Origin of the sequence: Pectobacterium sp. IFB5596 (assembly GCF_021432585.1) — a bacterium.
In the GTDB taxonomy this organism is placed as follows: domain Bacteria; phylum Pseudomonadota; class Gammaproteobacteria; order Enterobacterales; family Enterobacteriaceae; genus Pectobacterium; species Pectobacterium punjabense.
Genome location: NZ_LXFY01000030.1, coordinates 124,823 through 144,189, shown reverse-complemented (window position 1 = coordinate 144,189; position 19,367 = coordinate 124,823). Strand labels below are relative to the sequence as shown.

Here is a 19,367-nt window from a genome sequence, read left to right as displayed (position 1 = left end):
CCTGATGCGAGACATTCCTGACACACAAAATGTACCGCGATAGGTTAAGCCTGATTCCCTTTCTTTAAGCTTACGCCCTGTCCTTGTGACGGGGCGTATGCATCACGACACGCGAAACGCGGCGAAACAGTATAAGATAACGGTGTGATGATGTTTGTTTCGGAGAGTGACATGGGCAAGAAAAAGGCACCGCTCAAGCTGGGAACATCGGTGTTTTTGATGGTATCAGTGGTACTTGGCGCGGTGTTGTTGGTGGTCTATTCTCTGCTGTTTTTTCGCATTAATCAGCTGTCGGAAGATCATCTGCGAGAAAAAGCCTTTGCCATTGCTCGCACATTTGCGGCTTCCCCTGTTGTTATTGATGAACTTAAAGGGATTGGGCGGCCGGAGGAAGTGCAGATTGCTGCGGAGACGATCCGCCAGCGTAATCAACTGCTCTTCGTCACCGTCACCGATATGGATACGGTGCGCCATAGCCACCCTGAACCGGAAAGAATTGGCGAACATTTTGCTGGTCGGGATATCTACCCGGCGCTGTTGGGGATGGAAAATACCTCAATCAACCGGGGAACGCTCGATCCGGCACTGCGGGTATTTACGCCGGTTTTCGACAATAACCACAAGCAGGTGGGCGTTGTCGCGTTGGGGATTGCCTTAACCAGCGTGCAGAAAGTGATTAGCGATAACCGCTGGATGATTCCCTGGACGCTATTGGCGGGGGCGCTGGTGGGTTGGCTCGGTACGCTGATTTTGGTGAAGGTGCTCAAGCGTATTATGCTGGGATTCGAGCCGTTTGAGATATCGAACCTGTTTGAACAGCGCAACGCGATGCTCAAACATATCAAAGAAGGGGTTATTGCGGTCGATCAGCATGGTCGGATTACGGTAATCAATGATGAGGCGCGGCGGCTTTTCCGGCAGAATAAGCCGCAGGGCAGTGAAGCGTCGGCTCTGAAGCCGGCCGAACGCGTTAGCGAACAGTGGCTTGAACACCTGCACCTGAAACAGGTGTTGGAAAGTGGTACGCCACGGCGTGATGAAGAGATTAACTTTAACGGGCACCTGCTGCTGACCAACACCGTTCCCGTTTTTGTGAAAGGCGATATTATCGGCGCGATTGCGACGTTCCGTGATAAAACGGAGATCAGCCAGTTACTGCAACGGTTGAGTGGGATGTCCTACTACGCAGATGCACTGCGGGCGCAGTCGCACGAGTTTATGAACAAGCTGCACGTCATCTTAGGGATGCTGCACTTAAAATATTACTCGCAGTTGGAAGATTACATCCTGAAGACCGCCAATAATTATCAGGCGGAAATCGGTTCGATTATTCGTAAAGTGAAGTCGCCAGTGATTGCCGGCTTCCTGTTGGGTAAAATTAATCGCGCGCGCGATCTCGGCATTACACTCTCCATCAGCGAGGAGAGTCTGCTACCGGATACCGATGATGTTGATGCTACGAATGAATTGATTACCGTGTTGGGTAATCTGATTGAGAATGCGATGGACGCGATTGATGAACAGGAAAACTGTGAAATCAGCGTGAGCTTCCATCATCAGAATAACCGCCTTCACTGTACCGTGGGGGATGACGGCCCCGGCATTTCGTCGGAAAGCCAGACGCGTATTTATGAACAGGGATTCTCTACCAAAGGCAGCGGGCGCGGTATTGGCCTGTACCTGACCAAACAGAGTCTGGAGAAGATTGGCGGCACTATCGAGTTTGAATCAGAACCTGAGGTGTACACCCAGTTTTTCGTTACTATTCCTTATCAAGCAAGGCTGTTTGACCATGATTAATGTACTGATTGTTGATGACGATGCCATGGTTGCAGAGCTTAACAAATCTTATCTGAACCAGGTTTCTGGATTTAGCTGCTACGCGACCGTCCCCACGTTGCAGCAGGCACGGAACCTGTTGATGCAACCTGACTCGGAAATCGATTTGGTACTGCTGGATATTTACATGCAGCAGGATAATGGACTGGATCTGTTACCGACTATCCGTGAATTTAGTGAAAAGACGGATGTCATCATCATCTCTTCTGCCAGCGACGTGTATACCATCAAAAAAGCACTGCACTACGGCGTGGTGGACTATCTGATTAAACCTTTCCAGTTCTCGCGTTTTGAACAGGCGCTGACGGCCTATCGCGAAGAGGCGAACTTGTTCAAGCACCGTGATTTTGTTGCGCAGTCGGACATTGATAGCCTGATTCGCCGCACCAGCGGTAGCACGGCCAGCGAGCGCAAGAAATTGCCGAAAGGGCTGACCAGCCTGACGTTGCGTACCGTATGCGAGTGGATTGAAGGCAATCAGGGTATTGAATTTTCTACCGAAATGCTGGCGAATGCGATTGGCATCTCCCGCGTATCCTGCCGTAAATACCTGATATACCTGTCCGATACCGGAATCCTGACCACCAATATTCTGTACGGTTCGACAGGGCGACCGGTGTACCTGTATCGCCTGCTGCCAGAAAAACAGGACTCATTGCGCCAGTACTGTGAATAAATCGCTGTGAATCGCTAGCGGTAATGTCATGTACTACTGCAAAATTCACCAGCCTTTTGAATAAAGATGATAGTGACTCAGGGCTGAAAATCGCCCTGAGCGCGTCTGAGGTTGCATTATCCCTTTTAAGATGTTCCCCTGATTTCCCGGTTCTGAATGCCACTTTCTGCTGTTTTCTGAAGATGCGAAAAAAGAAGTCATTATCGCGGTAATACGCACCATTCAACGCTCGTGTGGCTTTATGTCCGCAATCATCGATCGGATGCGGCCAACGTTAGTCTACAGCCTGCTTTTTAGTTAGGTAAATGCATTTGCATTGTTTAATGCAAATGCATTATTGTTGTTGTGCTGGCATGAGCACAGTGACTAAAGCGAGAATAAAGAGGGTTCAATCAATGGCTATTCAAATTAATACGGCAGACGTGTCACTGCGCGCTGAGTCTCGACTCACCGAACGCAGCCAGACAACGATTCCGGCAGCAATACGCGATGCTTTGCATCTCAAGCCAGGTGAGTACATTAAGTACACCTTGCTTGCAGGTGGCAAAGTCATCATGTCTCGACAGGAAGAAGAACAGGACGACCCCGTTGTATCGCAGTTTCTGACTTTTCTCGAAAACGACATGAAGAAAAACCCACAAAACATTCACCCCGTACCTGTGGCGTTCTGGGAAAGCATCAAAGCATTAACTGCTGGAGTTGAGGTCGATCTAGACGCGCCGCTTACTGATGACTAACTAAAAAAGCCAGGCGGTGAAACATGGGGTATTTAGAAGTAAATGGCTGGAGAATCTGCTTTCATTCATGCTTTTTGCAGCAGATTGCAGAACTTGCTCAAAAGGTTGCTGAATTAAAGGCTGCAAAGCCCGGTGAATACCTTGGCAAGAAAGAAACAAAGCTCCTACGTGCGATTGAGCGAGTGATTGAGGAATGGATAGCCGTCGATCCTCTCAACGCGCAATACCGTCAGGGAGACACGTTAGGCGATGAATTCAAACATTGGTTCCGCGCAACGTTCTTGTCGCAGTTCCGTTTGTTCTATCGTTGCAGCGCAGAGCATAAGACTATCATTATCGGTTGGGTAAATGATTTTGATACGCTTCGTGCTTACGGTTCAAAGACAGATGCCTATAAGGTGTTCGCAGGGATGTTAAAAGCAGGCGACCCACCAGATGACTGGGAGAAACTTCTCAGTGAGGCAAAAGCTGCTACCGCCACAACTTCTATTTCAGGTTTCCTTGGAAAATAGACCTAACACAGAGTCCGTGATGACAGACTTTGTCGTTTCGCCAAATGAACCATCACACTGCTGGTGGTCGCGCTTAATAATTTAGGTTTCCCCCTGATTGGGGGAAACCGTGATACTAGAGAGTGAAATCAGGCAACCCAGCCCAGCAGCAGCGTTGCGGCGATGACGGTAGACGCGCCGCCGATGCGGGTAGCGATCTGTGCGAACGGCATCAGAGACATACGGTTAGAGGCAGACAGAATTGCTACGTCACCTGTGCCACCCAGCCCGCTGTGGCAGGTGGTCACGATGGAGGCCTCAATCGGGTACATGTTCAGATAAGGCGCAATCAGGAAGCTCACCAGCGCCATGGACAGCACCACAGAACCACAGACGATGACGTAACCCACGGAGAATACCGCGACGACGCTCTCCAGCGGGATATACAGCATGCCAAGCCCGATCATCAGCGGCCACACCAGAGAGCTGGATACGAATTTGTAAACGCTGTGCGCACCCGTTTCCATGATGGCAGGAATAACGCGTCCGTATTTGCAGAAAACGGCGATCAGAATCATCAGCACTGGACCTGGGATATGTACCAGTTTTTCAAACAGCCCACCGACGATGAAGAAGGCGCAAATCATCAGCAGTCCGCCGCCCATCAGGTGAAAATCGACCGGCTTTGGCGCGTCGTTGACGGCAAACATCGCGTTGTCTTCATCGCTGCGAACCAGACGACCTTCACCGTTCAGATCCCTGCGGCGCATACCGAGACGGGACAGCACCCCAGCACACAGAATTGCGAAAATGTTACCGACAACGGCTGCGGGCGCTAACTGAGCGACATAAACGTCTGGGCTTTGTCCCAGAATAGCTGAATAGGCGAGGGACAACGGCAGGATACCTTCACCAATACCGCCACCGATGATAGGCACGATAATGAAGAAGAAGGTGTGATAGAAGCTGTAACCGCACAGTTTACCGACCAGCAAACCGGTTGCCAGCGCTGTCGCGGTGCCGATGACCAGCGGGACGAACATACGCACCATCCCCTGAATCAGAATTTTGCGATTCATACCCAAGATACTGCCGACCACCAGACAGGCGATGACGAAATACAAGAAATTCGCCTCTTTCATCAACAGGTGTACGGTTTTCATGGTGTTGTCATTAAATAAATTAAAATACACCATAATGGAAGGCACCATCAGGCATAGAATTGCCGGGCCGCCGATATCTTTGAACACAGGAATGTTGCTACCAATGTGCGCCAGTAAAAAACCCATTGTCATGATGACGGCGAAACCGCCAATCATATTTTTAGGTAAATATCCTTCATAGGCAGCGATAGCAACAATAGCGGTAATCGCCATAAACAGAGCAACGGGAACGGAGCCAATTTTCTTTTTAAAGAAGTCGCCGATAAACGATGACTGTGTTTCCAGAGCGAGATCGTTCTCACATAAAATATCAGTTTCAGTTTTTTTCATTATATTCACCCTGCTAGGACAGTTGGTACAGAAAGAAATTACATCCCTGCCGTTTCATATCGTTACTATATTGATAGTGCATCGTTATCGACGTAGGTTATTGCCTTTTTTATCACCAGTATCGGTGTGATTATCGAGCGTCGCTAATGCCATTGGCGGTAGAATGTTTATTATCAGAAAGAAGAAAAATACTCTTTTTTGTTTTTTATCAATTACTAACAAAAAGATAAAGAATGATGGATGTTATTTAACAATGAATCAATTCTGAGGGTAATCTAGCATGATGAAATGTTAAAAATAATACGTTAATTACGTATTTGTGAAGTTATCAGCAACTCCATTTTAAATAACTTACGTCATTTTTTTGTAATTAAAATAATTTTTCAAAAAAGAAAGTGAGATAAAAAAGGAGGGGAAATAAATCGTAGAGTGAAAATACCACGTTGTGAGAATAAGTAAATAATGTAATTCCATTTTAGTGAAAATATTTATTTAACTAAAATAGCCACTTTATTATTGAGCCATGTCATTTTCTTGCGAGTATATGAAGAGATCGTCAGTGAAGCATGAAGGGACAAGTACGTCCCTACCGGATAGGCTGCTACATTACTTTTTCAAACGATAAATGCCATTAAAACGGACGTTCATTCCACCACATTGACCATTATCTTCCACGATCAAATTGCCGTTAATCAGCTGCATCACGCCGCTACATTCAATCACGTCACGTGAATCATTCCATTGAAGCCGATTGCCGTTTGGCGTTGCTGAGGCAGAAAAACTGCCAAAATGCGCAATTTGCTCGCCATAACTCGATCTGCCTCCATGCCAGATGGCGCGTCCTCTAAGATTCAGCGTACCGTTTTTCCCACGGGTAATCGTGATGCTATCGCCGAAATTGCGCCACGTGCCGAGCCAGGTATTGATGTCTGCCGTTTTGATGGGCTGTTTTTTAAGATAAGCCGATTCCACCCAACCGACAAATTCGGATTTTTTGCCAAAATGCCACACGCAGGACCAGCCGTTTTTTTCCTGCGCCACCAGCACGCGGTCACCTGCTTTCAGGCTGGTTTTACTCTGGCAAGCCGCCTTATTATCCGGGCATCCATTCCTTATATCATCATCGTAAAAGTGGACTTTATCGCCATGCACCGCCGTGATTTTGGCGACAGAGTACTGGTCTGGATAATCAGGAAACGCGCCATTACGGCACATCGTCATCTCATAACCCCAGCCTGCAAAACAGGGAAATGAAGTACATAACAACACAACGCTCACCATTCCTTTCATTGCTTAGTTTTCCTTGTCAAAAATACGACCAATACAACCCATGGCTATGGGTATTTTAATTAATTCTATCAAAAACTTATATGACATTCAGCATCAATAAATGAAGGATGACATCGTGTCTGATATCGGAGAGAAAGGGGGCGATATCAGTGTATATGGCAGATCAGGTAAAAGCGGAGCGAGTGTTGCATGGAATCATGTGCGCTGTTGGCCCGTCGAAGAGGGGAAAGCAAAGTTTTTTTATGTAGCGTAGATAGTCATTCACCTGCTTATCACACCATGGTAAATATCAGAATTTCTTATCACCTGTCAGAATTTTCACCTGCTGTTAACGTTTTTAACAAAAAATAGTGCTCAGATCTTGGACATGTAAGACCAGATGACTATAGTTTTTTTAATGGTGATAATTTCTTTTAGTAGACAATACATCGGTTTTTATCGCTGTTTTTTAAAATAAATGCAAAATATACGACTTAAATTATGTGATAGAGCTGTATTTTATATATTAATAAAATGTAAGGAATTTTTGTAAATCCTTACAGCTTATATTGACGTCACCGCCATCTGTTGAGAAATTGAAGTCGTCATAGGGATATAAGGAGGAAAGCAGCGGTTTGCCTGAATGATTCTACGTCTTCATCCAGCATCCGTGAGCGGGTTGTGACGTTTCAAGATATAGGTGGTAGTTATTATGACTATATCCCATAGCGTGACGGCAGTTTGCTCTGGTGACCACGATTCCTCCCCCAGTATTTTAGTTTTGCCTTCGGGCGACAGGGTACAGACCGCAGCACATAAAAATACAGGTCTGGCCAACCATATCCAATTGATTTCGAGATGCAGGACAGGATATCCGCGTTGTTAACATCTGCGTTTTTCGCGATCGTGCTTTTAACGATCGTGTTTTAACACTTATGTTTTAACAACAGGATTAACGCGTATGCAGCTTGGTGTCGGACGGGTATAGCACACAACATCATCCACAATGGAGCATAAGTAATGGAAAAATCCCTGGTTAAATCAAGGGTGTTGAAGTTCGGCCTTGGTTTGCTCGCCCTGTCCGTCGCGGCAGGTGTTCAGGCAAAAACGCTGGTTTACTGCTCAGAAGGCTCCCCGGAAGGTTTTAACCCACAGCTATTCACCTCCGGTACGACGTTTGATGCCAGCTCTATTCCTATTTATAACCGTCTGGTGGAATTTAAAGACGGCACCACGGACACCGGTCCGGGTTTGGCTGAAAAATGGGATATTAGCGAAGACGGCAAAACCTATACCTTCCATTTGCGCAAAGGCGTGAAATGGCAAGACAGCAAGGATTTCAAACCTTCTCGTGAGTTCAATGCTGATGACGTCATTTTCTCCTTCATGCGTCAGCAGGATGCCAACCATCCGTACCATAAAGTTTCTGGCGGCAGCTATGAATACTATCAGGGTATGGGTATGCCGGAACTGGTCAGCAAAGTCGAAAAAGTGGACGACTATACCGTCCGCTTTGTGTTAAGCCGCCCTGAAGCGCCGTTCCTGGCAAACCTGGCGATGGACTTCGCTTCTATCTTATCTGCGGAATATGCGGACAACATGCTGAAAGCCGGTACGCCGGAGAAGATTGACCTGAACCCAATCGGTACAGGCCCATTCCAGCTACAGCAGTACCAGAAAGACTCCCGCATTCTGTATAAAGCTTTCGAAGGCTTCTGGGGCAGCAAGCCGGGCGTCGATCGTCTGGTCTTCTCCATCACGCCAGATGCGTCTGTGCGTTACGCTAAGCTGCAAAAAGACGAATGCCAGATCATGCCGTATCCAAACCCGGCCGATCTTGCCCGCATGAAAGAAGACAAAAATATCACGTTGCTGGAACAGCCAGGCCTGAACGTTGGCTATCTGGCCTACAACGTTGAGAAAAAACCGCTGGATAACGTCAAGATTCGCCAGGCGCTGAACTATGCGGTGAACAAGTCTGCCATCATCGATGCGGTCTATCAGGGCGCGGGTCAAGCAGCAACCAACCTGATCCCACCGACTATGTGGGGCTACAACAACGACGTTAAAGACTACAGCTACGATCCTGAGAAAGCGAAGGCCCTGCTGAAAGAAGCGGGTATGGCTGACGGCTTCTCTATCGACCTGTGGGCAATGCCGGTACAGCGTCCGTACAACCCGAACGCGCGTCGTATGGCGGAAATGATTCAGTCCGACTGGGCGAAAGTGGGTGTGAAAGCCAAGATCGTTACCTACGAGTGGGGCGAGTATCTGAAGCGTGCGAAAGACGGCGAGCACCAGACGGTGCTGATGGGCTGGACTGGCGACAATGGGGACCCAGATAACTTCTTCGCGACCCTGTTCAGCTGCGACGCAGCTAAAAATGGCTCCAACTACTCCAAGTGGTGCTACAAGCCGTTTGAAGACCTGATCCAACCGGCGCGTGCTGTTTCCGATCACGAAAAACGTATTGAGCTGTACAAGCAGGCTCAGGTTGTGATGCACGATCAGGCTCCGGCGCTGATTGTCGCGCACTCCACCGTGTACGAGCCTGTGCGTAAAAACGTGAAAGGTTATGTGGTTCAGCCGCGTGGCGTGCATAGCTTCAACAACGTGACGTTGGATTAAGTCAGCCACTCGATTTTCACGGACATTGAAAACCCCGACCTTGCGGTTTCTCGTTAGAGGAGCCGTGGAGGCGGGGTTTCTTGCCCGTTAAATATTCATGGCGGACCGTCGCATACGACGTTTTAAAATCGCTCCTGGCGATTTTTTGGCTGTGAGCAATGATAAGCCTGATGGCCAATGAGCCAACGGGCATGAATAGAGAGTTCGGGATATGTTGCAGTTCATACTCCGGCGTTTGGGACTCGTTATCCCAACGTTTATTGGTATCACCCTGTTGACGTTTGCCTTCGTGCACATGATTCCGGGTGACCCGGTGATGATCATGGCGGGGGAACGTGGTATTTCCGCTGAGCGCCATGCGCAATTGCTGGCTGAAATGGGGCTGGATAAGCCGCTTTGGCAGCAATACATCCACTATATCGGCGGTGTGTTGCAGGGCGATCTGGGGATCTCCCTCAAGAGCCGCATCCCTGTGTGGGAAGAATTTGTTCCTCGCTTCAAAGCGACGCTGGAACTGGGTATCTGCGCGATGCTGTTTGCTATCGCGGTTGGGATTCCGGTTGGTGTGCTGGCTGCGGTTAAACGCGGTTCTATTTTCGATCATACCTCTGTTGGCCTGGCGCTGACGGGCTACTCCATGCCTATCTTCTGGTGGGGCATGATGTTGATTATGCTGGTCTCTGTTCAACTCAACCTGACGCCCGTCTCGGGGCGCATCAGCGATACGATTTTCCTCGATGACAGTATGCCGCTGACTGGCTTTATGCTGATCGATACCCTGTTCTGGGGCGAAAAAGGCGACTTTATCGACGCGGTTGAACACATGATCCTGCCAGCCATCGTGCTAGGCACCATTCCGCTGGCGGTGATTGTACGTATGACGCGTTCCGCGATGCTGGAAGTGCTGGGAGAGGACTACATTCGTACCGCTCGCGCCAAAGGGCTGAGTCGCCTGCGCGTCATTGTCGTGCACGCGTTGCGTAATGCGATGCTGCCGGTGGTGACAGTGATTGGCTTGCAGGTCGGCACCATGCTGGCTGGGGCGATCCTGACGGAAACCATCTTCTCCTGGCCGGGCTTGGGGCGGTGGTTGATCGATGCGTTGCAGCGTCGTGATTATCCGGTGGTTCAGGGCGGCGTGCTGCTGGTAGCAACCATGATCATTCTGGTTAACCTGCTGGTGGATGTGCTCTACGGTGTGGTTAACCCACGCATCCGTCACAAGAAATAAGGGGAGGCTAAGATGACACACGTCACTGAACCTGTTGTAAATAGCGCACCGAAGCCGATGACCCCGCTACAGGAATTCTGGCACTATTTTAAACGTAACAAAGGGGCTGTCGTTGGCATGGTGTATGTCGTGCTGATGCTTGTGATCGCTATTGGCGCCAACGTATTGGCACCGCATGCGCCCGCCGAGCAGTTCCGCGATGCACTGCTTCGTCCGCCTGTCTGGCAAGAGGGCGGAAGCTGGCAGTTTATTCTGGGAACGGATGACGTCGGGCGTGATGTCCTGTCCCGTCTGATGTACGGCGCGCGCCTGTCGCTGTTGGTCGGCTGTCTGGTGGTTGTGCTATCGCTGGTGCTGGGGGTGATTTTCGGCCTGCTGGCGGGATATTTCGGCGGGGTGGTCGATGCGTTCATCATGCGTATCGTCGATATCATGCTGGCACTGCCAAGCCTGCTGTTGGCGCTGGTACTGGTCGCTGTTTTTGGACCTTCGATTGTGAATGCCTCGCTGGCGTTGACCTTCGTGGCGTTGCCGCACTATGTCCGTTTGACTCGCGCCGCGGTACTGGTGGAAGTTAATCGCGATTACGTCACCGCTTCACGCGTGGCGGGTGCTAGCTCGGCACGCCAGATGTTCGTCAACATTCTTCCTAACTGCCTGGCACCACTGATTGTGCAGGCTTCTCTCGGCTTTTCTAACGCCATTCTTGATATGGCTGCTTTGGGTTTCCTCGGTATGGGCGCACAGCCGCCAACGCCAGAGTGGGGCACCATGCTGTCGGACGTTTTGCAATTTGCGCAAAGCGCCTGGTGGGTGGTGACGTTCCCCGGTCTGGCAATCTTACTGACGGTATTGGCGTTTAACCTGATGGGGGACGGCTTGCGTGACGCTCTCGACCCCAAACTCAAGCAGTGATAGAGGTAGAGAGATGGCGTTGCTCAATGTAGATAAACTGTCGGTTCACTTTGGTGATGAGGATCTACCGTTTCGTGCGGTCGATCGTATCAGCTACCAGGTTGAACAAGGTCAGGTCGTCGGTATCGTCGGAGAGTCTGGTTCTGGTAAATCCGTCAGTTCGCTAGCGATTATGGGGTTGATTGATTACCCCGGAAAAGTGATGGCCGACAAGCTGGAGTTTAACCAGCGTGATTTAACGAAAATTTCTGAGAAAGAACGGCGTAATCTGGTGGGCTCGGAAGTCGCGATGATTTTCCAGGACCCGATGACCAGCTTGAACCCGTGTTACACCGTCGGCTACCAGATTATGGAAGCCATCAAGGTGCATCAGGGGGGTAACCGCAAAACGCGTCGTCAGCGAGCGATTGATCTGCTGACGCTGGTTGGGATTCCCGATCCAGCTTCGCGTCTTGACGTGTATCCACACCAGCTTTCCGGTGGGATGAGCCAGCGCGTGATGATCGCGATGGCGATTGCCTGTCGGCCAAAGCTGTTGATTGCGGATGAACCTACCACGGCACTGGACGTGACTATTCAGGCGCAGATTATCGAACTGCTGCTCGAATTGCAGCAGCGCGAGAATATGGCGCTGATCCTGATTACGCACGATTTGGCGCTGGTGGCCGAAGCGGCGCACCACATCATCGTGATGTATGCCGGGCAGGTGGTGGAATCGGGTAAAGCGGCGGATATTTTTCGTGCTCCCCGCCATCCGTACACTCAGGCGCTGCTGCGTGCGCTGCCGGAGTTTGCGGTGGATAAAGCCCGTCTGGCATCGCTGCCGGGTGTGGTGCCGGGTAAATACGATCGCCCAAATGGCTGTCTGTTAAACCCGCGCTGCCCCTATGCACAGGACCGCTGCCGTCAGGAAGAACCTGGGCTGCGCGATATTCCTGGTCGTCAGGTGAAATGTCATACACCGCTGGATGATGCGGGGAGGCCAACCCTATGAGTGAACTGAATGCCACATCGCAGCCGTACTTGTTGCATGCGATCGATTTGAAAAAACACTATCCGGTGAAAAAGGGCTTTTTTGCGCCGGAACGAATGGTGAAAGCGCTGGATGGCGTGTCCTTTACGCTGGAGCGCGGTAAAACGCTGGCGGTGGTGGGGGAATCCGGCTGTGGGAAATCCACGCTGGGCCGCCTGCTGACAATGATCGAAACCCCGTCAGAAGGCGAGCTGTACTATCAGGGGCAAGATCTGCTGAAGCCGGACCCCGCAGCGCAGAAACTGCGTCGGCAGAAGATCCAGATCGTTTTCCAGAATCCTTACGGATCGCTGAATCCGCGCAAGAAAGTCGGCCAGATCCTGGAAGAACCACTCCAGATCAATACTGAGTTGTCGAAAGCCGAACGCCGTGAAAAAGCGCTGGCGATGATGGCGAAAGTGGGGCTGAAAACGGAGCATTATGACCGCTATCCGCATATGTTCTCCGGCGGTCAGCGTCAGCGTATTGCTATCGCCCGTGGGCTGATGCTAGACCCAGACGTGGTGATTGCCGATGAACCCGTTTCGGCGCTGGATGTGTCTGTGCGTGCACAGGTGCTGAACCTGATGATGGACTTACAGCAGGATTTGGGGCTGTCTTATGTTTTCATCTCGCACGATCTGTCTGTGGTCGAGCATATTGCTGATGAAGTGATGGTAATGTATCTGGGTCGCTGTGTTGAGAAAGGCAGTAAAGATGCCATTTTCAACAATCCGCGTCACCCTTATACGCAGGCGTTACTGTCCGCGACGCCGCGCCTGAACCCGGATTTACGCCGCGAGCGCATCAAGCTGACGGGGGAGTTGCCTAGCCCGCTGAATCCACCGCCGGGCTGCGCGTTTAACGCCCGCTGTCAGCGCTGCTTCAGCACCTGCACGCAGTTCCAGCCGCAGCTGAAAACCTACGGCGAACAGCAGGTTGCCTGCTTTGCCGTCGATCAGGACGAACAGGGCACCGCAATCGCCTAGTTTTCCTCTGATGCCCCACGCGGTTAAAGCGTGGGGCATCCTGCCAGTGGCGCATTACCCTTCCTGCATTGCCTTTTCAACTTCTTCCGCCAGTATCGCAATACCCTGTTCGATTTTCTCCGGTTCCGGCACATAGTTCATGCGCATGCATTGATGAGCGTGTTGCCATTCCTGCACCATGCCGGGGAAGAAATAGTGACCCGGCACCATGAGGACGCCGCGTTTTTTTAGGCGCTGGTATAGGGTTTCTGTCGTGATGGGCAGATCCTTAAACCACAGCCACAGGAAGATCGCCCCTTCTGGTTTATGAATCAGGCACTGCTCTGGGGACAGGTAGCGACGGATAATGGCGATAGTCTCTGTCACGCGCTGCTGGTAGAACGGGCGTATGACGTCATTAGATAAGCGCAACAGATCGCCACGCTGAATCATCTCATGCGCCAGCGCCGGGCCGACCGCGCCTGGTGACAGACTAATGATGCCGTTCATGTTGCCGATCGCTGAAATCACCTTTTCATCTGCAATCACGATGCCGCAGCGCGAACCGGGTAGACCCAGTTTGGACAGACTCATGCACAGGATGATATTTGGGTTCCACAGCGGCGTGGCATCACTGAAAATGATACCGGGGAAAGGCACGCCATAGGCGTTATCAATCAGCAGAGGAACCTTGTGCTGCTGCGCCAGAATATCCAGACGCATCAGTTCGTCGTCGGTCAGCACGTTACCGGTTGGGTTGGTTGGTCGGGATACGCAAACTAGCCCGATATCATCGGTAATCGACAGATGATCGAAATCGACGTGATATTTAAATTGTCCTTCAGGCAACAGTTCGATCTGGGGACGAACAGAAACGAACATGTCTTCGTCCAGCCCGGAATCCGAATAGCCGATATATTCCGGTGCCAGCGGAAACAGCACTTTTTTCAGACTGCCATCGCTATGGCGACCAGCAAACAGGTTAAATAAGTAGAAAAACGCGCTCTGGCTGCCATTTGTCAGCGCAATGTTCTGTGGTCCAATCTGCCAGCCTAATTCACTACTCAGGAGTTCGGCTAACGCATTAAGCAGCGTATCCTTACCTTGCGGGCCGTCGTAGTTACACAACGCTTCCGTTAATTTTCCTTGTTCCAGCATGTCCTGACACAACTGCTGGAAGTAACTATCCATCTCTGGAATGTGCGCCGGATTGCCACCCCCCAGCATGATTGCGCCTGGCGTACGCAGCCCTTCGTTCAGATCGTCCATTAATTGGGTGATGCCAGCGTGACGCGTGAATTTCTTGCCGAAAAGAGAAAAGTTCATAGTTTATTTATCAGTGATCGTACACAGGTTAGCGGCAACCATAGCGCTTGCGCTAATAGGGTGCAATGTGGTCAAAAAACAATCCAATAATCTTTTATCCTGCAATGATTAGATATTTCAGTATTAATCGCTAATGTTATCGTTATCGGCAAAATGCTTTTAGTCGACATGCGTTATTTTGCTGAAACGATGTCAGCATTTACCGATCAACATCTCAATAATTATGCAATAACAGTATCTATTTCCAGATGATAAGTGATGTTAATCAGATAAATGGCGCGATAATGCTGAATTTCTCTATCTGGTGATAGCTATCACATTCTGACCATCCGCTGATTTGTAGTCTTTAGCTCGCATTAGCTAAAACAATTCAGCAAAGAGGGATGGGTAACATGAAAAAATTACTGGCTATAGGAATTACACTGGCGCTGACATCATGGCAATTATCGGCGCAGACGTTTGTGCTGACAGATGCTGAAAGCAGTGTGGAAAAGGGAAACTGGCAAATCAGCAGTGATGCTCTGAAGATCAAGAATCAGCATTTCAGCATTGAACAAAAAGTCCTGCACGGTGGACGTCAGGAAGGCAGTAAAGTGATTACGATTACCAGTCAGGATGGACTGAAAATTGCTCTCAGCCCAACGCGAGGGATGAATTTACTGCATGCGGTAGGTAAAAACATTCGTTTGGGGTGGGATTCGCCGGTTGATGAGGTCGTCAATCCGAATACCATCAATCTGGAAAGCCGTAATGGACTGGGTTGGCTGGAAGGTTTCAATGAGATGATGGTGCGCTGTGGCTTCGAGTGGACGGGGCACCCGGTTGTCAGCGATGGCATGATCTACACCCTGCACGGTCGTGCGGGTAATACGCCTGCCTCAAAAGTGGTGGTGGAAGTCAGCGATAGCGCGCCGTATACCATTACGGTACGGGGTTTGCTGAAGGAAAACAGTTTTAAGAAGTCGAATCTGGAAACCTGGACCGAGCTGCGTTATGTCCCTGGCAGCGAGTCGTTTACTGTGCATGATGTACTGACTAATAAAGCCGACTACCCGCGCGACTATCAGATTATCTACCACAGCAATTTCGGTACGCCGATTCTTGAAGAAGGCGCGCGTTTCCTCGCGCCAGTAAAAGAGATTTCTCCGTTTAATGACCACGCCAAAGCGGGTCTGGCAACCTGGCAAACCTACAAGGGGCCGACAAAAGACTTTGATGAGATGGTGTTCAACATTACGCCGTATACGGATGCACAAGGTAAAACGCTGGCGGCGCTGGTGAACAAGGCGGGAGATAAGGGCGTGTCGATTGCCTTTGACACCCATCAACTGCCGCTGCTGACGCTGTGGAAAAATACGGATACGGAAAAACAAGGCTACGTGACAGGGATCGAACCCGGCACCAACTACGCCTATCCGGTCACGATTGAACGTGAGCAAGGGCGAGTCAAAAAGTTACAGCCCGGACAGAGCACCACGTTTGAGCTGACGTACAGCTTGTTGAGTAACGCGGGTGCGGTACAAAAAATGGAACAGAAAGTGAAAGCCATTCAGGGCGACAACAAAACTACGCTGACGGAAAAACCGATCGCCGTCGAGTAACCGCCATCTATTATGCCGACCACCGATGTGGTGGTCGGCTATCTCATGTGACGATAACGTGTTGTCATCATCACGTGACGCCATAATTATCTTTTCTTATCCGTTTTTTCATTTTACGCGTACCTTGAGGAAGGTATTTGTTACGTATTTGATCAGGGGATGAGGATGTCGTTGAAAGATGCGCTGCTCGCGCTGTGTGTTGTCGTGTTATGGGGCGTGAATTTTGTCGTAATTAAGGTCGGGCTGAACGATATGCCGCCTTTTTTACTGGCAGGGCTGCGGTTTTCGCTGGTGGCGCTCCCGGCTATTTTATTTGTTCCTTTCCCGCGTATTCCTCTGAAATGGCTGCTCGCCTATGGCATGACGATTAGCTTTGGCCAGTTTGGTTTCTTGTTTCTCGCTATCAAATTGGGTATGCCCGCGGGAATTGCATCGCTGGTATTGCAGGCTCAGGCCTTCTTTACACTGCTGGTTGGCGCGATCTTACTGTCGGAAAAGCTGCGCTGGAATCACGTTGTTGGCATTCTGGTCGCCGCGATAGGGATGGTGGTGCTGGCGGAAGGGCGCACAGCGCTGCAAATGTCATCCGGTATGACCACCACTACGCTGCTGCTGACGCTCGCAGCAGCGCTGTCATGGGCGGTGGGTAACATCACCAATAAAATAATCATGAGTAAAAATAACGATGTACGCATCATGTCGTTGGTGGTGTGGGGTGCATTAGTGCCTGTCGTGCCGTTTTTCATCAGTTCATGGCTGTTTGAGGGTAAGGGGGTGATTGTTCACAGTTTAACCACCATCCAACTGCCGACGATTTTATCTCTGATGTATCTGGCGTTTGCGGCAACGATCATTGGCTACGGGATTTGGGGCAGCCTGCTGGCGCGCTACGAAACCTGGCGCGTGGCTCCCTTATCACTGCTGGTGCCAGTGGTTGGGCTGGTTAGCGCCGCTGTATTCCTTGGCGAATCCCTCTCGCTATTACAGATCGTGGGGGCAGTGCTGATTATGGTTGGTCTGCTGGTCAATGTGTTTGGTGCGCGGCTGCGTGCATGGCGGCCTGCGCGGCAACCATAGCAGAACGTATTAACTTGCAGGAGAAAACAGCGCCCGCCGGGCGCTGTCGAGGTTGCTGACAAAGTTCGCAGAGCGGGGGTAACGGATAGATCGTAAAGACGCTGTAAACACGTCCTTGTGCGCTCGGCTTGCGCCATCCCTGGCGCAAACGCTTTACTCTTCTATTCCGTTACGCCCGTTTTCATTCGACAAGTAGGTTTGTCAACGGTCTGAACAGCGCCCGCCGGGCGCTGTCGAACATCATTATCCCCGCGCTTTCACTGCCTGACGCATCCCTTGCGCCAAAATATCGCTCAGATCGGCTGTCACCTGCGCCACTAAACCTGACCGTTGGGTGAGATCTTCCCCCCAGTGTGCGGTATTGGCGAGCACCTCGTTGACCAATTCATACACGGTTAGATCGGTTCCCACGCGTGGCCACAGCTGGCGGTAACGGGTGAGCCACTGTTCATCATCCTGTAAAGGATAAGTCTCGCCCGCTCGTTCTCCGCGGTAGAAGGCAATCAGCGCGGCCAGCGCAAACGTCAACCGTGCCGGAAAGCGCCCGTCGCGGTGGCCTGCCAGCAGCTGTGGCAGAATACGTGTGCGGAATTTAGTCATGCCATTGAGTGCGATGGAGAGCAACTGATGGCGAATATAGGGATTCTGAAAACGTCCGGTGACGGCATCGGCAAATTCACGCAACTCATTCGCCGGTAAATCCAGCACCGGGATGATCTCTTGATGTAGCGTATTTTCTACAAAGCGACGGATATCGGCGTCCTGCATCGCTTCACCTACCGTATCCAGCCCGCAGAGCCAGGCAACCGGAACCAGAGCGGTGTGTGCACCATTCAAAATCGCCACTTTACGTTCTTTATACGGCCTGATGTCGTCAACAATGCGGATATTAAGCGGATATGCCGCAAGTTTCAGCTCATCCGCCAGCCAGTGGGGGCCTTGAATGACAAAGAGGTAAAAATGTTCGGCGGTATCCAAAAAGGCATCGTGGTAGCCCAGTTTCTCTTCCAGCGCTGATGATTCTTCACGCGGGTATCCCGTTACGATCCTGTCTACGAGCGTGGAACAGAAGGTATTTGCCGTCTCAATCCAGTCGATAAATGCGGGTGAGAGTTGCCATTCCTGAGCATAGCGTAGAACCAGAGCTTTGAGCGCCTCACCGTTATAGTCGATCAGTTCGCAGGGGATGATGACCCAGCCTTTATCGCTCTCACCGTTAAAATGCGTAAAGCGTTCCAGCAACAGGCGTGTCAGCTTGGCAGGAAAGCTGACCGGCGGCGTATCGTTGAGGCTGTCGCCAGCGTGATAGCTGATGCCCGCTTCCGTGGTGTTTGAAAAAACAAAACGAATGGCGGCGTTATGGGCCAATGCCAGATAATCGGCAAAATGCTGATACGGGTTAATCTCGTTATTCACCGAACGGATCAGGCGCGCATCGCTGACGGCCTCGCCCTGTTCGTTAAGTCCCCTAATGACCGTGGTGTAAAGCCCATCTTGCGTATTGAGCGACGGTGGAAAATTGGTATTAATGGGGCGCACAATCGTTACGCCCGCCTGAAGATCGGTCTTCTCATTCAGCACATCCAACTGCCAATCCACAAAGGCGCGCAAGAAGTTGCCTTCACCAAACTGAATCACTTTTGTTGGATAGCATGCGCCGGGAAAGTCTTTCCGATTCAATGTCTTCATGATTATTCCCTCATCAGAATGTGATGACGCCTTTGATTAGCTCACGGTTGTTAATGACATCCTTTTCATAGATGTCAGCCAATGTGGCAAACGGGTAACGGTGCGTCAGCATCATTTCTGCGGTGAGTTTGCCTTCAGACATCAGACGTCCCACTTTGGCGAAATCTTCCGGTGTGGCGTTACGGCTGCCCATCATCGTGGTTTCTTTCTTATGGAATTCAGGATCGGAGAACTGCAAATCACCTTTAAATAGACCGACAAACACGATGCTGCCACCGTGGCGGATCAGGTTAATGGTGTTGTTCATCGCATGCTGGTTTCCCGTGGCATCAATCACTTTCTCTGCCAATGAACCGCCAAATTCGGCACGTAGCTGGGTTTCAAAATCCTCGGCAGAGGGATCGACGACCGGCAG

16 protein-coding genes are annotated in these 19,367 nt (G+C 50.6%); 11 read left to right on the top strand and 5 right to left on the bottom strand.

All coding sequences use genetic code 11. From position 1 onward, the window contains the following. Positions 1-171 precede the first annotated feature (171 nt). The 4 genes from A6301_RS18395 (at position 172) to A6301_RS18380 (ending at position 3,764) form a co-directional block, all read left to right on the top strand. The gene (locus tag A6301_RS18395) at positions 172-1,800 is read left to right on the top strand and encodes a sensor histidine kinase (RefSeq protein WP_234258445.1); all 1,629 of its coding nucleotides are present in this window, start codon (positions 172-174) and stop codon (positions 1,798-1,800) included. Then, positions 1,793-2,515, top strand: a complete 723-nt coding sequence (gene dcuR / locus A6301_RS18390) for a two-component system response regulator DcuR (protein ID WP_107168604.1) — start codon at positions 1,793-1,795, stop codon at positions 2,513-2,515. Before A6301_RS18395 ends, dcuR begins: the two co-directional genes overlap by 8 nt. A gap of 395 nt (positions 2,516-2,910) precedes the next feature. Then, positions 2,911-3,252, top strand: coding sequence for a type II toxin-antitoxin system PrlF family antitoxin (locus A6301_RS18385; RefSeq protein WP_107168605.1), 342 nt, complete (start codon positions 2,911-2,913; stop codon positions 3,250-3,252). 23 nt (positions 3,253-3,275) lie between these two features. Continuing rightward, positions 3,276-3,764, top strand: coding sequence for a type II toxin-antitoxin system YhaV family toxin (locus A6301_RS18380; protein ID WP_234258444.1), 489 nt, complete (start codon positions 3,276-3,278; stop codon positions 3,762-3,764). 128 nt (positions 3,765-3,892) lie between these two features. On the opposite strand, the gene A6301_RS18375 is transcribed toward A6301_RS18380, so the two are convergent. Both A6301_RS18375 and A6301_RS18370 read right to left on the bottom strand, forming a co-directional pair. Beyond that, the gene (locus A6301_RS18375; RefSeq protein ID WP_234258443.1) at positions 3,893-5,236 is read right to left on the bottom strand and encodes a 2-hydroxycarboxylate transporter family protein; all 1,344 of its coding nucleotides are present in this window, start codon (positions 5,234-5,236) and stop codon (positions 3,893-3,895) included. A gap of 606 nt (positions 5,237-5,842) precedes the next feature. Further along, a complete protein-coding gene (locus A6301_RS18370; protein WP_215484138.1) occupies positions 5,843-6,526 on the bottom strand; it encodes a hypothetical protein in 684 nt (227 codons plus the stop codon). A gap of 999 nt (positions 6,527-7,525) precedes the next feature. On the opposite strand from A6301_RS18370, the gene dppA reads away from it, so the two are divergent. The 5 genes from dppA (at position 7,526) to dppF (ending at position 13,280) form a co-directional block, all read left to right on the top strand. After that, entirely contained in the window at positions 7,526-9,133 is a 1,608-nt protein-coding gene (gene dppA, locus A6301_RS18365; RefSeq protein ID WP_107168609.1) for a dipeptide ABC transporter periplasmic-binding protein DppA, read from the top strand. A gap of 211 nt (positions 9,134-9,344) precedes the next feature. Next, a complete protein-coding gene (dppB, locus tag A6301_RS18360; RefSeq protein ID WP_012772789.1) occupies positions 9,345-10,364 on the top strand; it encodes a dipeptide ABC transporter permease DppB in 1,020 nt (339 codons plus the stop codon). A 12-nt stretch (positions 10,365-10,376) separates the two neighbouring features. After that, a complete protein-coding gene (gene dppC / locus A6301_RS18355; protein ID WP_234258442.1) occupies positions 10,377-11,279 on the top strand; it encodes a dipeptide ABC transporter permease DppC in 903 nt (300 codons plus the stop codon). A 13-nt stretch (positions 11,280-11,292) separates the two neighbouring features. Continuing rightward, positions 11,293-12,273, top strand: coding sequence for a dipeptide ABC transporter ATP-binding protein (gene dppD / locus A6301_RS18350; RefSeq protein ID WP_012821905.1), 981 nt, complete (start codon positions 11,293-11,295; stop codon positions 12,271-12,273). Beyond that, on the top strand, positions 12,270-13,280 hold the full coding sequence (gene dppF / locus A6301_RS18345) for a dipeptide ABC transporter ATP-binding subunit DppF (protein WP_107168611.1): 1,011 nt from the start codon (positions 12,270-12,272) through the stop codon (positions 13,278-13,280). The genes dppD and dppF overlap by 4 nt, the downstream gene beginning before the upstream one ends. Before the next feature lie 54 nt (positions 13,281-13,334). On the opposite strand, the gene A6301_RS18340 is transcribed toward dppF, so the two are convergent. Beyond that, the gene (locus tag A6301_RS18340; RefSeq protein WP_234258441.1) at positions 13,335-14,585 is read right to left on the bottom strand and encodes a valine--pyruvate transaminase; all 1,251 of its coding nucleotides are present in this window, start codon (positions 14,583-14,585) and stop codon (positions 13,335-13,337) included. A gap of 392 nt (positions 14,586-14,977) precedes the next feature. On the opposite strand from A6301_RS18340, the gene A6301_RS18335 reads away from it, so the two are divergent. Together A6301_RS18335 and A6301_RS18330 are read left to right on the top strand one after the other, a co-directional pair. Then, a complete protein-coding gene (locus A6301_RS18335) occupies positions 14,978-16,186 on the top strand; it encodes an aldose 1-epimerase family protein (RefSeq protein ID WP_107168718.1) in 1,209 nt (402 codons plus the stop codon). A gap of 165 nt (positions 16,187-16,351) precedes the next feature. After that, positions 16,352-17,263 carry an EamA family transporter gene (locus A6301_RS18330; RefSeq protein WP_215484143.1) on the top strand — a complete coding sequence of 304 codons (912 nt, stop codon included), beginning with the start codon at positions 16,352-16,354 and terminating at the stop codon, positions 17,261-17,263. Between the two features lie 243 nt (positions 17,264-17,506). Here the strand turns inward: A6301_RS18330 and A6301_RS18325 are convergent, their stop codons facing one another. Next, positions 17,507-18,952: a tagaturonate reductase gene (locus A6301_RS18325; RefSeq protein WP_234258440.1), complete on the bottom strand. Its 1,446-nt coding sequence runs from the start codon at positions 18,950-18,952 to the stop codon at positions 17,507-17,509. 13 nt (positions 18,953-18,965) lie between these two features. Further along, positions 18,966-19,367 (bottom strand): zinc-binding dehydrogenase (locus tag A6301_RS18320; RefSeq protein WP_234258439.1); only part of this gene is annotated, 402 nt, incomplete at its 5' end.